Genomic DNA, 13,372 nt, shown 5'->3' with positions numbered 1-13,372 from the left:
CTGCAAATATTGCAGTAATTGGTAGGTCGATTCGTGATATATGAAAGTTACCCACCAATCAAGGGTCGATTAGTAGGTAACTGAATAAGAAACCCAAGAATGTCCTACTAATAAAGTCTTGTATGCAGGTAGCTGTTGATTAATAATTCTTTATTCAGTAATTTATTCTGTGAGGAACCCGGAGATTTAAAAATACAAAGAACATGAGGCTGAATATGATAAAAGAATACAAATGGGTAGGATCAGAAAACGCCTTTGTGGACAGGTTCACATCGTGGAGATTGATAGAGTAGTAGTCGGACACTTCGGTGGAAACTCAACTGCAGGGCAAAGCAAAAATGAAGACGGCTGCCTGCTTTGGATTGATGAGGAAAAGGATTGGGAGTTTGCCATTCTTCTGGATGCTCATGACACGGCTGAAAGTGCTCAACTGGTCGTTTCTGAAATCTATCAACAAAAAGAAACAATTGCAGAAATTATGGCTTTGGAATGTGAATCGGCATTCCAACAAATCAATGATTTGATTCTTAAGACATTCAATGGACAATCGTTTCAGAGTGCCTGTAGAACCATCAAGGGAGAGACAGCATGCCTTTTTGTCATACGGAAAGAAAACTTCCTGTCATGGTTTTCAGTCGGCGATTGTATTCTTCATCTACATCATCCCGAGTTATCTGGGCTTGGTGAGTATCAGCAGAACCACCGCAGTTTTTTTGAGTGGGTAGGCCGGGAAAGTACTTTTAATAAGTCTGTTCCCTGTTACAGTACCGGGACTAAAGAGTTGAGAAAAGGTACCAATCATATTTTTCTAACAACTGACGGCCTCACAGATTGTCCAGGGACAGAGTTTGAACGTCCTGAAATTATATTTTCCGCTTTTAATGGAGTAACAAACCTAATGGGGGTTGAAAAGCTTTTATCAACCATCCGTGAAAATAATGTAAGAGACAGCACGACGATTCTCTCGTGGAGAATCCCCAATACTTATGAGGCAACATGGCCGAGTAATTAAGGAAGTGATCAATTGGCAAGTTTTTTGTTTCTTTTCGGTTTAGTCTTTTTTGCTGGCAGCTTCATCTTCTTGATTATGAATTTTATATGAGAATATGATGGGGGGCTGTTTCTGGTCTCACTTTTTGGTATGCTGAATGCCGGGATAGCGATGGGAGTGGGAGATATATTGATGAGATTGAGCAGCAAAAGGGTTGAATAAAGAGAAGTAATCATGAAAATTAGCATCTTTAATTCTCACTCTTCTAATATTCTCAAGTTGGTTTATTTTTTTGGGATTTTCACTCTATGAGGGAGATCTTCTTTTAAAACGGAGTGAGGTATAACGATAGGGAAATTTTGAAGTCGTCCGTTACGGCCTCTGGATTCCAAGGCGATGTCTTCTCGTCATGCAGACCCAGAAGGTATTAATTACAGGATAGAATAAAACGAAATCCCGGAAACAAATCGGTTTCCGGGATTTCTAATAGGCCCTTTACTGAAACTTTGCTGCTATAAAAGTCAATATCCTAAAGCTACAAAGCATAAAAAAATTATAGAAGATCCTCTGACAATTCTATATATTCATCGATTGCTTCCACCATGGGCTGTATAGCTGCCTGCCAGAATGTTTCTTCATGCAGGTCTTCATGGAGATAACTTTCCGCCAGCTGCTCGACTGTCATACGGCCTGAATTTCTTAGAAGGTCGTCATATTGATCTATGAATGAATTTCCATGCTTTTTAGCGAGAGAGTAGACTCCGTTGCTGAAAAGATAGCCGATGGTATAAGGGATGTTATAGAATGGCTTTTCGGTACTGTAAAAATGAGAGGTAGTAATCCAGCTGTGATCATGTACTCCCTCAACATAATCTCCGTAAATCTCTGTCTCGGCTGCTGCCATTAAGGCGGAGATTTTCTTTCCGGTCAATAAGCCTTGTTTCCGTTTCTCATAAAATGCTTGCTCAAAATGAAACCGGGAGGGAATTAATCCAAGGTAGGTCACTCCGGCCGTAATCTTGAACTCCAGCAATGACAAGCGTTCTGTTTTGTCTTCTGCTTTTAAAAGAGCAGCATCCAGAACAAGGTTTTCACAAAATGTTGAGGCTGTTTCTGCCACGCTGGTTCCCTTTTTGCGTGAGAAGGCAGGCAGCTCATCTAAAATGTAATTATGATAGGCATGGCCGAGTTCATGGGCGAGAGTAATTACATCGTGATAACTCCCTTTGAATGTCATAAGGATTCGGCTTTCTTGTTTCAAGGGCATGGAAGCACAGAACGCTCCGCCAGCTTTATTCGGACGATCCTCCGCTTCAATCCACCCCTCTTCAAAAGCTTTATCGGCAAAACTGCCAAGCTTTTCGCTGAACTGGTGGAATTGGTTGACAATGATTTCCCTGGCTTCTTCGTAGGAGAATATTTTTTCAGAGGTGAAGGTATTCGCAGGTATCTCAAACCACTTCAGTTTTTCTACTTTGGAAAGTTCCGCTTTTCTTTTTAAAAATCGGCGAAGGGAATCATAATTTGACCTAATGGCACCCAACATCATGTTCAAGCTTCTCTGTTCTATCCGGTTTTGATCAAGTGCTTCCTTCAAAACATTGTCCCAACGCCGCTGCTCATAAACATCAAGGCGGAAACCGGAAATATGATTCAAGATCGACGCGTATGTATCTGCTGCTTCTTCACATGATTGATTATAGGCATCCATAACCCGTTGCTTATAATTTCTGTCAGTGGCAGTCAATACTTTAAAATAGGCCTCCATGAAGGTCATTTGCTTCACTTCTCCATCTTTCTCAACGGGAATTCTAAACTTGGCTATCTTCTGGTCATAATAATTTTCCCAAGCAGTAAAACCATTGACGGAGAGTGTGTGAATCAGCTTTTCCATCGGTAATGGCAGCTTCTCCTGCGCCTGCTGTTTTCTCTCTTCAAGGAAGAAACGATACGGATTTACATCTTCATGATTAATCAAGTTGTTCCAATGGTCTTCCGGCATAGCAGAAAGAAGTTGATCAAGCTCGCCCAAGAGAATTTCAAAAGAGCTTCTCAACCTTGCACTTTCGGTAACAAGCCTTCCCGCAGACTGTTCTTCAACATCATTTGACGTAAGGCAAATTAAGAATTCTTCTACTTGGAAGGTTCCATCCATCACATCCTGTATTCTATTAAATAGATTTACCAGTGACCTAACCGAGAAACTCCCTTGAGATTGGATAGTTTCCATTTCTAAATGAATCTCTTTAATAGTTAACGCAAGCTGTTTCATAAACGTGTTCAATTCATCTGATTGACTTCCCCCCGAATAAATCGAATCCAGGTCCCAATTTTTACTGATTGTTCTTTCCAAAATCAATCCCCCCAGCTAATCTGTTAAACTCTTCCACATTGTTTAGTGTATCCTAAAAATTAAGAATTTTCATCCAACTGCAGGCTGAATTCCGCTAGCGTAGCGGGGAACATCATTGGGGGATTTTCCCGGGATTTTGTACCTCACTAGCGTAACGGGGTGCATCATTTGGGAATTTTCCCTGGATCATTTACCTCGCTAGCGGAGCGGGAGACATCATTTGGGAGGGTTCTCGAGATCATGTCCCTCGCTAGCGTAGCGGGGTACATCATTGGGGAATTTTCCCGTGGATCATGTCCCTCGCTAGCGTTGCGGGGAACATCATTGGGGGATTTTCCCGGGATTTTGTACCTCGCTAGTGTAGCGGGGTACATCATTGGGGGATTTTCCCGGGATTATGTACCTCGCTAGCATAGCGGAGTGCATCATTTGGAGATTTTCCCTAGATCATGTACCTCGCTAGCGGAGCGGGGGACATCATTTGGAATTCTCCCAGGATATCTGCCGTAATACTTTTGTCATATTTGTAATAAAACATAGAGCCGGCCCTGGAAACGTAAGGTTTTAAAGGACTCATTTTCCTTTCTGAATGGTATGAAGACCTTTACAGTGTTTATTACTTAAATACAATTTACTGTGAAAATTATGGATGCTGGTGTTCCTGAGAAAGGTATTAGAGGAAAGGTAGCCCCTTACAATCCACGACAAAATATAGAACTATTAACACTGTTGTAACAGGCATTTCTGCTACTTTTAGTAAAATAGAAGAGCAGGTAAAAAGAAAGAGGGGATAGGGTTTATGAAGGAATTGATCAAGAACGAAATGGATGTTATGGACATGTTGGATGGGCTTCTTCAAGAAGAAAAAAGTTTTGATTGGGACACCTTTTATACAGACAGAAACAAGGGGGTGCCGTTCTTCAAAGACCTTCCTGATGAAAATCTGGTGAATTACATAGAGGAAGGTATCATACCGAATGGAAAGGTATTGGAACTCGGATGCGGTCCTGGCAGGAATGCCATATACCTGGCAGAAAAGGGGTTCACAGTCGACGCTGTTGATTCATCTCAAGAGGGTTTAAGTTGGGCGATGGAGCGTGCGAAAGAAAAGCAGGTTGATATAAATTTTGTAAAAGAAAATATATTTAACCTAAACCCTCATGAGAAAGAGTATGACCTAGTCTATGATTCTGGTTGTTTCCATCACATTGCTCCACATAGGAGAATGGATTATATAAAATTGGTCGAGCAGGCATTGAAGCCGGGCGGTTATTTTTCATTAACCACTTTTGTGGAAGGAGGGCCGCTTGGCGGGGCCGAGATATCGGATTGGGATGTATACCGATTAAGGAGCTTGAAAGGCGGGTTGGGCTATTCAGCAGAAAAACTCAAAACCATATTTGATCAATTTGTACCTGTGGAAATCAGGCTGATGAAGGACTTGCCAAATTCTAAAGAAGTGTTTGGTGTTGGAGGGTTAAGAGTAGCCTTATTTCAAAAAAAAGAATAATAAAAGTGAGCTTCCGTCAAAGCAGGCGGAAGTTTTTTTAAAAAAATTATCCAATTAAAGGAAGGTTATTATGTTAATATAAGTATATTCCGAAAATTCATAAAGGAGGATGGATGTGAACAGAATTGTGTCTTCTATATACATATCTGTATCCCTGTTCCTGTTTTTTCTTTGGTTCTTAGCTAAAGAGGTGCTTCCTCTTTTTAACTCCAAGTTATGGTTAATTCCCTCGATTACCTTGGTTATTGGTCTTTGTTATTTTATTGCAGACCTGGATTCTATTCAAAAGAATCAAGCCAAAGAGAAGGAGAAAGGCCATGAACGTTAAATTTATGATTATCACAAGGTTGCAGCTATTTATCATTATGAAGGCCGTTTTTCATGGTACGAGGGAAGCGTTAAAGGAAAATACTATGATCAATTCAGTTATTCATTGTTGAGGAGTGATTGGACCGAGTAGAGGGCAGGCTTTACGAAGAGGATGGCTTTTTAATGAACTAATTGAACTCTGGTTTGCCCAGGCGGAAATCAGTAAAAAATACCGAGTTTTAGAAAGAGGTAGAGTATGAAAGCAGGTAAAATGATGAACATTAGAGAAAAAGAATTATATGTGGAAGAGTATGGATCTCCATACAATGAGGCGGTTTTATATTTGCACGGAGGACCTGGAGAAAGCTGTTATGACTTTTCGGAAGCCCAGGCTGAAAAAATGGGAGAGAATTTCAGAGTGGTGGTCATTGACCAGCGGGGTGTTTGCCGTTCAGAGGGAATAAAAGCTGATGAAGCCTTTGGTTTAATGGATATTATTGAAGACTGTGAAGCCCTAAGAAAAGAAATGAAAATCTCAATGTGGTCGTTGATCGGCCATTCATTTGGAGGGTTTTTAAGCGTATTATATGCATCAGAATTTCCAGCATCCATACATAAAATTATCCTTGAGGGTCCAACATTTGATTTTGAACTGACTTCAAGGAATCTATTAAGAAAAACGGCCTCCCTGCTAAAAGAAGCCGGTAATCATGATGCTGCAAGGGATTGCTTGGCAATGGCCAATACTGAGGAAACAGTGAGCATCCGGGAACTGACGGAGAGGTATATGGAATTCAGCGATTTACTCGGTGAAGAAAGAATGAAGATTTATAGATACGATCTCAATTCCGGAGTTGACTATTCCTATTATACAGACGAGGAATGGGAAACTTTCTTCGATCGTTCAGAAATTCATTACAATAGATTGAGAGAAGAAGGAGAGATCTTCAAGTCATTGCTCCCTGTTCTGAAAGAATTGCCGCATGAAATGCTTTTGCTGATGGGAGACCATGACCCTGTTCCATGTGAAGAACAAATTGCCGTTTTCAAAGAAACAGAGAATGGAAGCGTGTATACGGTGAATAAGTGCGGCCATTCTCCTCATTACGAAACACCGGATGAGTTTACCAGAATTGCAAATGAGTTTTTGGGTTTATGAAAAAATGAAAAAGGGGTCAACTCTTTCGGGATCCCGTTAGAATGGTAAGCACCCGAGATTAAAATGATTAGAGGACAAGTCTCTTTTTTTGTATCTGCGGGAAGTGTAAACAACTTAGGAATTATACTCATGGGGATGCCATTTTGGGAAATGGTTTGCGATTCTCCTATATTCTTAGGAACATACAACCAATTGGAGGTTTGAGGAAGTATATTCAGTCACTGAACAATATACTATAATTAACTAATATTTACATGAGGAATGAGTGATGTTCACATGAGGGAGATCCTGCTTGGAATTCTGGCTTCAATGTTTTTTGCCGTAACGTTCATTTTAAACCGTTCAATGGAGCTATCGGGTGGAAGCTGGCTTTGGAGTTCTTCCTTAAGGTTTTTCTTTATGGTCCCGTTTTTGTTCCTCATTGTTATGGCCAGAAAGAATCTTAAGCAATTGTTCGTGGAGATGGCCAGAAAACCTCTTCCTTGGCTGTGTTGGAGTTTCATCGGTTTCGTTTTATTTTATGGACCGTTAACCTATGCAGCTTCTTATGGACCTGGTTGGCTCGTTGCAGGTACTTGGCAGTTGACGATAGTCGCCGGTGTCTTGCTTGGACCTCTTTTTTTTGAAACCCGGCAAACGGTAGCAGGAACCCTTATGGTAAGGCAAAAAGTACCGATGAAAGCACTTCTTATATCTCTGCTGATCTTATCAGGCGTCATCCTTATACAAATGCAGCAAGCAAATGGTATAACCATGCATATGCTTGTAGTCGGGATACTTCCAGTCCTTCTGGCGTCAATCGCTTATCCATTAGGTAATCGGAAGATGATGGAAGTGTGCGGCGGCAGGCTGGATACTTTTCAAAGGGTACTCGGGATGACTCTCGCCACTGTTCCTTTCTGGGTGGTCATTGCTGCCGTAGGCCTGGTGGAAGCCGGGATTCCAAAAGGTGATCAGGTCCTTCAGTCTTTCATAGTCGCCATTTCTTCAGGAGTCATTGCAACGACACTTTTCTTTATTGCAACAGATAAGGCAAGAGGAAGTCAGACGAAACTGGCAGCTGTTGAGGCAGCTCAATCCACTCAAGTCTTATTTGTCATTATCGGTGAAGTTTTATTGTTATCAGCTCCTTTCCCGAATGGCGTGGCAATGGCCGGGCTGTTTATCATTATTGTGGGTATGCTCATTCACAGCTTCTACAGCAGGAAACTAGAAGTTAAGGCAAAAGGGGATATGCTCGTTTCCGCGAGAGGCAAAGGGATAAAATTGTAGAATTTGGTGAGTATCGAGTTCTACAATCTTAAAAAAATTAGCAGTAGTATTTGAGGATGAAATCACCTATGATTTCGTCCTTTTTAATTTTGATGTTGAACTATACACCTGCTAATCACGCAAGGTTTTATAGAAGAAAGTTTCTTTTTTCAGTAATGCACCTTTAAAAGGGAATTTTATATATGGCAATCTACATCTAAGAAAATAGTGGTAATTCAATTTTCTTACAAAATTAGATTTTAAAATGAGGAGCATCGGGTAAAAAAGATAATATGAACTGAATAATGCCCAGCATTATGATTTTGCAACAAGTAGAGGTGATTTTTTGTTTAAAAAATTGAAAAACCGCTTGGAAAAGTTTGAGGACTATTCACTACAGATCCATTTAAGCAGGAAGAAGAAAATGGTGATTGGTAACCGTTACCGGATTATTGGCTACTTCAACGATACTCTGTTGGGGATTTTATATATGATTGGCAGCATTTTATTCATAACTGATGCTGAAAGGATCCTTGCCACGAGCTTTTTTCTTGGAGGCAGCTTCATGATGATTTTTCGGGCGCTCATTCACATCCTTCGCGACATTCACATGAAAAGATTTACGGAAGAGGACCTAAAGAATAATGATAATTAACGTTTCTCAAAAGCGGGAAGCGTTTTTTTTATTGACCATCTTGTAGTGGATCCTCATTAAACGGTGTTTTTTTTACTGATATGGATTCATCATTAATGATTCGTATCAAAGCAATGATGCCTCTGCAAAGGAGGAGTTTGATGACTAGTGAGATCAATGAGTGATACCACGTCCATCCTTTCCTCCAAGAAATCAATTTCGTTTTTCTCTCAGCAAAAGTTTCTAATAAAACCTGAGGAATAAGAAATGGAAATAGTTTAAAGAATAAACCTGCAGGCTTGCTGTTCAATGTCCATTGGTTGTAATAAAGTAGCATGAGCGGATAATGGATGTAGTCAAAAGGCAGGTGAATTTTAAATGTATCTTTATATGGCCTGATGTTGTACCGCAGATACCCCTTTGAAACGAGGTACCGGTCGGCCAGTGAATTTCCCAGCACACCAACCAAATAAACGATGAGCCAATCTTTAAATGACCGTTTGACGATGGCAAATGGAAGCAAAATGATTCCAGCCAGAGTTGTCATGTACAAAAAGGCAACAGAAGCGGCAGTTCTCTTCTTTTTCATTTTTCACACCTCCTATCTGTAGTTTGACTATTGTCAGTGGTGATTATGTAGTGTTTCTTTCAAAAACTGAAAACTTCTTCATTCATTGGAGAGAGAAGACAACAAGGGTCTTAAATGGTAACATTATACATATAAACCATGAAAGAAGGGAAGCCAACCATGAAAAAATATCTGTATACCGTAATCGGGTCAGTCGCGGGCTTCCTGTTTATCCAACTCTTCAATAACGAAGGAGGTTTTTTTCCTGAATTATCAGGCTGGGTGCTGGGTACGATGGCTGTGATTGGCCCGCTTATACTTTGGGATAAAAAGCACTCTAAAAAGGACTGTGATGAATGATAAAAGTAATGGCAATCGGGAGTCAGGATATAGATGAGATCCTTACTCTGTTTTATGAAACAGTTCATAGTGTGAACGCCAGGGATTATACCGATGCCCAGTTGAATGCATGGGTATCCAAGAAGGATCTTCCCGAAATCAGGGAAAAATGGAACCGCTCGTTTGAAAAAAATTTCAGTTATAAAGCGGTAATCGATAATAAGATTGTAGGGTTTGGTGATATTGATCCTTCTGGGCTGCTGGATCGTTTGTATGTACATAAAGAGTACCAAGGCAAGGGAACAGCCTCCGCGCTCCTGGATAAAATAGAGGAGGCGGCGCGGAATAATAATGTGAATGAAATCGTAACCTTTGCGAGGACTACGGCTAGACCTTTCTTTGAAAAAAAAGGATATCATGTCCTCTTCAGCCAGACGGTTAGTAGAAGAGGCGTGGAGATGACAAATTATAAAATGATCAAAAAGGGTGTTACCAATGTATAAATTTTTGCCCATGACTGATGAAACGGCAAAGGAAATTGCCTATCATTGGAATTATGAAGGTGAATATTCCTTTTACAACATGACAGAAGATCAGGAGGACCTGGAAGAATTCCTTCATCCAGCCAGGTCAGGGTATTACACAGTAGAAAAGAATGGAGAGATCATCGGGTACTACTGTTTTCAAAATTCTGAGTCAGGGTCGGTTGAAATTGGATTAGGGATGAAACCAACACTAACCGGTAAAGGAAGAGGCTTGGAATTTGTCCTGGAAGGAATGAAATTTGCTTTTGCCAACTATCAACCTCGTAAGCTATCACTCTCTGTCGCGACTTTTAATAAGAGGGCGATCGGGGTTTATGAAAAAGCCGGATTCTCGCCTGTGAAAACCTTTATGCAGGATACGAATGGAAGTACATACGAATTTCTAAAAATGGAATATGAATCAGAAGGAGAATAATGATGTTTCTATTACAAGCAAGCTTTAATGTCGGTGATATCCTATTTCAATTGATCATGTTTATTCTTCTCTTAGCCGTTCCTGCTGGAGTGATTCTTTTAGTAGTCAGCAGAAAAAAGCAAAACGCGCAACGCTTGGATAGAATCGAAGAAAAAGTTGATCGTCTTCTGAAAGAAAAGGATAAGTAAGCCATGAGAAACAGAGGAGCAGTAGTGATTATACAAAATGAAAGAGCTGTTCTGATACAGAGGCTGAAAAATGAAGAAGAGTACTATGTTTTTCCGGGTGGAGGGTTTGAACCGGGGGAGACACCTGAAGAGGCTGCCAAACGGGAAGCCTATGAAGAATTAGGGGTCACGGTGAAGCTGAAGAAATGTATTGCTGCAATACATTTAGGAGGAATGCAGTATTATTTCTTTGCGGATATCTTGCAGGGGCAGATAGGGGAAGGAATGGCGGCAGAATTTAATGGAGCCTCCAGAGGCACCTATAAACCGATTTGGGTTCCTCTGAAGGACTTTCACTCTCTTGATATCAGGCCTGCAGAAATGGCAAAGAAAATAAGCAAGGCCTACTAGTGGATTTTTAGTCTCCAACAGTACCGGATTGCGTCCTTTACTGTTGAAAAGATTTCTGCTGAGTCCAAATTGACTCCAATTCTTGCTACAAGTTGTGCTAATTCCGGTCGGAGTCCTGTAATGATTGGATGCACACCAAGCAAGGACATGACACCGATAATTTTAAAGAGGGAATTAGTAACGACGGTATCAAGATTGTATATGCCTGAAAAATCGATGATCAAGCACTCCACATTTTGTTGTTGAGCTTTCAACGGAACATCTTCCAGAAGTTGCATGGCACGGTCTTCATCAAATGAACCCACAAGCGGCAGGACCGATACTCCTTCGGAAACAGGGACTAATGTAGAAGATAGTGCATTGACTTGCTGGACCATTTCGGCGTGTTTCTTTTCATCTTCTTTTCGTTGCGTAATGTCCTTCATAGAACTTTGAATACCTTTAATATCACCGATTTTAGCAGGATGGCAGTACAGTTCAACCATCACAGTCGACCCATCCAGTCTGTATACGGTTTCTTCGATTACATCGGCAGGCCTTTCATACGCTGATTGAATTCTTTTTGCAATGGCGGCTTTGGAGGATTCCTGAAAAATATCTAAAGGGCTCATACCGAGAATGTCCTCTCTCTGCCCTTTGAAAAATTCTTCAGCCGCTTTATTTATGTAAAGGATCCTATGGTTGCTGTGAATGACAATTGGATCAAGTGAATATTCGATAATTTGACGATAATCAATGTGAGAAATATCCATAGTCTAAATGGTCACTCCTTCCTACTTGTAAGCCTAACGCTTTAGGCAGGATTCATCAAGGGGCGATTCCTGATTTTTCTCATCTATATTTTAATGAAAGGCGGGTGAATTGATTGATTCTAAAGAATCATGGATGGACGTTTCTTGATTTCCTTTCTATTGAAGAAAAGGAGCTGCACAGGTTTCATCCCATTGCCGGTTCGTTTGCTGTCATCATCTGTGAAGGAAAAATACTTTTGTGCTATAACTCCTGGAGGGAACAATGGGAGATTCCTGCCGGGAAACGAGAACAGAATGAAACAGCCGCCGAATGTGCACTGAGGGAGCTATACGAAGAAACCGGCCAGATTCCGGCTAAGCTGACCTTTCAAGGATTGATGAAAGTGAAAAAAGCAGATGGAACACTTAAATATAACCCTATTTTTATAGGTTCATTGAAAGAATTGCAGACTTTTAAGGAGAATGAAGAGACTTCGGAGATTATGCTGTGGGATAGGGAGGAAGGGATCGGGGTTATTGATGAGGTGGATTATCGGTTATTGCAGACTTTAGAAAATCAGTTTACTAGGTGACTTATGACATTCTCAGCATTTATAACACTTGAAGTTCATAGGTAAGCTGACTTTAATTGCTGGTTTTTTTGAAAGATTATACAGAGTGCTGTCACAGCTGTTTCATGAACTTCTGTGTTGTAAGGTGCCTGGCTAATCAAAATTGGTACATAGAGAGTAGGTGAAAAGTATGTTGATTAAAGGGTTCAACCACTTTTTGTTTTCAGTTAGTGACTTGGAAAAGTCAATTCAATTTTACCAGGATGTGTTTGATGCCAGGTTATTGGTAAAAGGAAGGACAACTGCTTATTTTGATTTAAACGGCATGTGGCTGGCGCTGAATGAGGAGAAAAATGTACACCGAAGGAATGAGTCTTATACCCATATTGCATTTTCCATTGAAGAAGAAGATTATGATGTGGTATATGAGAAACTGTTAAAGCTCGGGGCCCCTATGTTATCAGGACGGGAGCGAAGTGTTGAGGACAAGAAATCGATTTATTTTACAGATCCTGACGGCCATAAATTTGAGTTTCATACGGGTACATTACAAGACAGGCTTAATTACTACCGTACGACCAAACAGCACATGAAATTTTACGACTGAGGAGGAAGCGGAATGACAACAAATGTATATTTTGTACGGCATGCTCACTCGATCTATACGCCGGATGAAATGGGGAGGCCCCTTTCAGAAAAGGGATTTGCAGATTCTGCTGGTGTTGCAGATGTTTTGGCAAGGGAAAAGATTGATGTGTTTATATCCAGTCCTTATCTGCGTGCAGTGCAAACCATCCAGGGAGCCGCTGATCAGTTTGGCAAAGGTATAATTCTAATTGATGGATTCAAAGAACGCAAATTGTCTGAAAAGCCAGTAGAGAGTTTTGATAATGCGATTGAGAAAGTGTGGCAGGACTGGAAGTTTTCCTGGGAGGGGGGAGAATCCAACCTTGCTGCACAGGAACGGGGAGTAAAAGTTTTACGGGAGGTGCTGGAAGAGTACGAGGGAAAGAACATAGTGGTTGGAACGCACGGGAATATCATGGTATTAATCATGAATTATTTTGAAAGAACCTGCGATTTTGATTTTTGGAAGAAGCTGGAGATGCCGGATATCTATCGTTTAAGTTTTGACGGAGAGCGTTTTGTTAAAGCAGAAAGAATAATGGCGTAGGGGAATCGTTCTTCTTTATAGTGGAAACATAAATGGATAAATTATGTAGTGCGTGAAAAGCTATGAAAAGAGCATTCAATTCGGAAGTATCATTTTCATGAGGTATGAAGAGTACTGGCATCGTCTTTACATCGCAGGAAATGAATTGAATTCTAATTCCGAGCTTATTGGAATGACTGTTTCAGTTTCACGTCTTGGCAATTTTGGGCTTTAGTCATCCTACTGGCGGCTCCTTTAATACAT

Annotated in this window: 18 protein-coding genes; 15 read left to right on the top strand and 3 right to left on the bottom strand. The window is 40.7% G+C overall.

Features of this window, described 5'->3' with window-relative positions; translation table 11 throughout:
* Positions 1-232: 232 nt before the first annotated feature.
* Positions 233-1,012: a protein phosphatase 2C domain-containing protein gene (locus V1502_RS11890; RefSeq protein WP_409250862.1), complete on the top strand. Its 780-nt coding sequence runs from the start codon at positions 233-235 to the stop codon at positions 1,010-1,012.
* Between the two features lie 532 nt (positions 1,013-1,544).
* On the opposite strand, the gene V1502_RS11885 is transcribed toward V1502_RS11890, so the two are convergent.
* On the bottom strand, positions 1,545-3,344 hold the full coding sequence (locus V1502_RS11885; RefSeq protein ID WP_409250861.1) for a M3 family oligoendopeptidase: 1,800 nt from the start codon (positions 3,342-3,344) through the stop codon (positions 1,545-1,547).
* A 799-nt stretch (positions 3,345-4,143) separates the two neighbouring features.
* Between V1502_RS11885 and V1502_RS11880 the strand changes: the two genes are divergently transcribed.
* The 6 genes from V1502_RS11880 to V1502_RS11855 all read left to right on the top strand — a co-directional run bounded on the left by V1502_RS11880 (position 4,144) and on the right by V1502_RS11855 (position 8,228).
* Entirely contained in the window at positions 4,144-4,854 is a 711-nt protein-coding gene (locus tag V1502_RS11880) for a class I SAM-dependent methyltransferase (RefSeq protein ID WP_409250860.1), read from the top strand.
* Between the two features lie 115 nt (positions 4,855-4,969).
* Complete coding sequence (locus V1502_RS11875) at positions 4,970-5,182, top strand: hypothetical protein (protein ID WP_409250859.1); 213 nt, start codon at positions 4,970-4,972, stop codon at positions 5,180-5,182.
* The gene (locus V1502_RS11870) at positions 5,172-5,294 is read left to right on the top strand and encodes a hypothetical protein (RefSeq protein WP_409250858.1); all 123 of its coding nucleotides are present in this window, start codon (positions 5,172-5,174) and stop codon (positions 5,292-5,294) included. Before V1502_RS11875 ends, V1502_RS11870 begins: the two co-directional genes overlap by 11 nt.
* 125 nt (positions 5,295-5,419) lie before the next feature.
* Positions 5,420-6,322 (top strand): alpha/beta fold hydrolase, encoded by a 903-nt coding sequence (locus V1502_RS11865; protein ID WP_409250857.1) that lies wholly within the window; start codon positions 5,420-5,422, stop codon positions 6,320-6,322.
* Between the two features lie 276 nt (positions 6,323-6,598).
* The gene (locus V1502_RS11860; protein WP_409254338.1) at positions 6,599-7,594 is read left to right on the top strand and encodes a multidrug resistance efflux transporter family protein; all 996 of its coding nucleotides are present in this window, start codon (positions 6,599-6,601) and stop codon (positions 7,592-7,594) included.
* A 325-nt stretch (positions 7,595-7,919) separates the two neighbouring features.
* Positions 7,920-8,228 (top strand): YrhK family protein, encoded by a 309-nt coding sequence (locus V1502_RS11855; RefSeq protein WP_409250856.1) that lies wholly within the window; start codon positions 7,920-7,922, stop codon positions 8,226-8,228.
* Positions 8,229-8,256: 28 nt separating this feature from the next.
* On the opposite strand, the gene V1502_RS11850 is transcribed toward V1502_RS11855, so the two are convergent.
* On the bottom strand, positions 8,257-8,796 hold the full coding sequence (locus tag V1502_RS11850) for a CBO0543 family protein (protein ID WP_409250855.1): 540 nt from the start codon (positions 8,794-8,796) through the stop codon (positions 8,257-8,259).
* 159 nt (positions 8,797-8,955) lie between these two features.
* On the opposite strand from V1502_RS11850, the gene V1502_RS11845 reads away from it, so the two are divergent.
* Genes V1502_RS11845 through V1502_RS11825 form a run of 5 tightly spaced genes read left to right on the top strand, consistent with a single transcriptional unit; the run spans position 8,956 to position 10,652 of the window.
* Positions 8,956-9,135 carry a hypothetical protein gene (locus V1502_RS11845; protein WP_409250854.1) on the top strand — a complete coding sequence of 60 codons (180 nt, stop codon included), beginning with the start codon at positions 8,956-8,958 and terminating at the stop codon, positions 9,133-9,135.
* Positions 9,132-9,617 (top strand): GNAT family N-acetyltransferase, encoded by a 486-nt coding sequence (locus tag V1502_RS11840; protein WP_409250853.1) that lies wholly within the window; start codon positions 9,132-9,134, stop codon positions 9,615-9,617. Before V1502_RS11845 ends, V1502_RS11840 begins: the two co-directional genes overlap by 4 nt.
* Positions 9,610-10,074 carry a GNAT family N-acetyltransferase gene (locus tag V1502_RS11835; RefSeq protein WP_409250852.1) on the top strand — a complete coding sequence of 155 codons (465 nt, stop codon included), beginning with the start codon at positions 9,610-9,612 and terminating at the stop codon, positions 10,072-10,074. The genes V1502_RS11840 and V1502_RS11835 overlap by 8 nt, the downstream gene beginning before the upstream one ends.
* A 2-nt stretch (positions 10,075-10,076) precedes the next feature.
* A complete protein-coding gene (locus V1502_RS11830; protein ID WP_409250851.1) occupies positions 10,077-10,262 on the top strand; it encodes a DUF4083 family protein in 186 nt (61 codons plus the stop codon).
* Between the two features lie 3 nt (positions 10,263-10,265).
* The gene (locus V1502_RS11825; RefSeq protein ID WP_409250850.1) at positions 10,266-10,652 is read left to right on the top strand and encodes an NUDIX hydrolase; all 387 of its coding nucleotides are present in this window, start codon (positions 10,266-10,268) and stop codon (positions 10,650-10,652) included.
* On the opposite strand, the gene V1502_RS11820 is transcribed toward V1502_RS11825, so the two are convergent.
* Positions 10,649-11,404: a PAS domain S-box protein gene (locus V1502_RS11820; protein WP_409250849.1), complete on the bottom strand. Its 756-nt coding sequence runs from the start codon at positions 11,402-11,404 to the stop codon at positions 10,649-10,651. The genes V1502_RS11825 and V1502_RS11820 overlap by 4 nt on opposite strands.
* A 113-nt stretch (positions 11,405-11,517) precedes the next feature.
* Here V1502_RS11820 and V1502_RS11815 point away from each other — a divergent pair, with 113 nt between their 5' ends.
* From V1502_RS11815 to V1502_RS11805, 3 genes are all read left to right on the top strand, one after another.
* The gene (locus V1502_RS11815; RefSeq protein WP_409250848.1) at positions 11,518-11,976 is read left to right on the top strand and encodes an NUDIX domain-containing protein; all 459 of its coding nucleotides are present in this window, start codon (positions 11,518-11,520) and stop codon (positions 11,974-11,976) included.
* Positions 11,977-12,148: 172 nt separating this feature from the next.
* Positions 12,149-12,562 carry a metallothiol transferase FosB gene (gene fosB / locus V1502_RS11810; RefSeq protein WP_409254337.1) on the top strand — a complete coding sequence of 138 codons (414 nt, stop codon included), beginning with the start codon at positions 12,149-12,151 and terminating at the stop codon, positions 12,560-12,562.
* 12 nt (positions 12,563-12,574) lie between these two features.
* Complete coding sequence (locus V1502_RS11805) at positions 12,575-13,129, top strand: histidine phosphatase family protein (RefSeq protein ID WP_409250847.1); 555 nt, start codon at positions 12,575-12,577, stop codon at positions 13,127-13,129.
* The last annotated feature ends 243 nt before the right edge of the window (positions 13,130-13,372 follow it).

The organism is Rossellomorea sedimentorum, from assembly GCF_046237645.1.
Taxonomy (GTDB): Bacteria; Bacillota; Bacilli; order Bacillales; family Bacillaceae_B; genus Rossellomorea; species Rossellomorea sedimentorum.
Note: the sequence above shows the minus strand (reverse complement) of the source record. Positions and strands in the feature narration are given on the sequence as shown.

Coding starts and splice junctions, on each gene's coding strand:
- V1502_RS11890 (WP_409250862.1), top strand. CDS start 233: ATGGGTAGGATCAGAAAACGCCTTTGTGGACAGGTTCACATCGTGGAG.
- V1502_RS11880 (WP_409250860.1), top strand. CDS start 4,144: ATGAAGGAATTGATCAAGAACGAAATGGATGTTATGGACATGTTGGAT.
- V1502_RS11870 (WP_409250858.1), top strand. CDS start 5,172: ATGAACGTTAAATTTATGATTATCACAAGGTTGCAGCTATTTATCATT.
- V1502_RS11865 (WP_409250857.1), top strand. CDS start 5,420: ATGAAAGCAGGTAAAATGATGAACATTAGAGAAAAAGAATTATATGTG.
- V1502_RS11860 (WP_409254338.1), top strand. CDS start 6,599: ATGAGGGAGATCCTGCTTGGAATTCTGGCTTCAATGTTTTTTGCCGTA.
- V1502_RS11850 (WP_409250855.1), bottom strand. CDS start 8,796: ATGAAAAAGAAGAGAACTGCCGCTTCTGTTGCCTTTTTGTACATGACA.
- V1502_RS11845 (WP_409250854.1), top strand. CDS start 8,956: ATGAAAAAATATCTGTATACCGTAATCGGGTCAGTCGCGGGCTTCCTG.
- V1502_RS11840 (WP_409250853.1), top strand. CDS start 9,132: ATGATAAAAGTAATGGCAATCGGGAGTCAGGATATAGATGAGATCCTT.
- V1502_RS11835 (WP_409250852.1), top strand. CDS start 9,610: ATGTATAAATTTTTGCCCATGACTGATGAAACGGCAAAGGAAATTGCC.
- V1502_RS11830 (WP_409250851.1), top strand. CDS start 10,077: ATGTTTCTATTACAAGCAAGCTTTAATGTCGGTGATATCCTATTTCAA.
- V1502_RS11825 (WP_409250850.1), top strand. CDS start 10,266: ATGAGAAACAGAGGAGCAGTAGTGATTATACAAAATGAAAGAGCTGTT.
- V1502_RS11820 (WP_409250849.1), bottom strand. CDS start 11,404: ATGGATATTTCTCACATTGATTATCGTCAAATTATCGAATATTCACTT.
- V1502_RS11805 (WP_409250847.1), top strand. CDS start 12,575: ATGACAACAAATGTATATTTTGTACGGCATGCTCACTCGATCTATACG.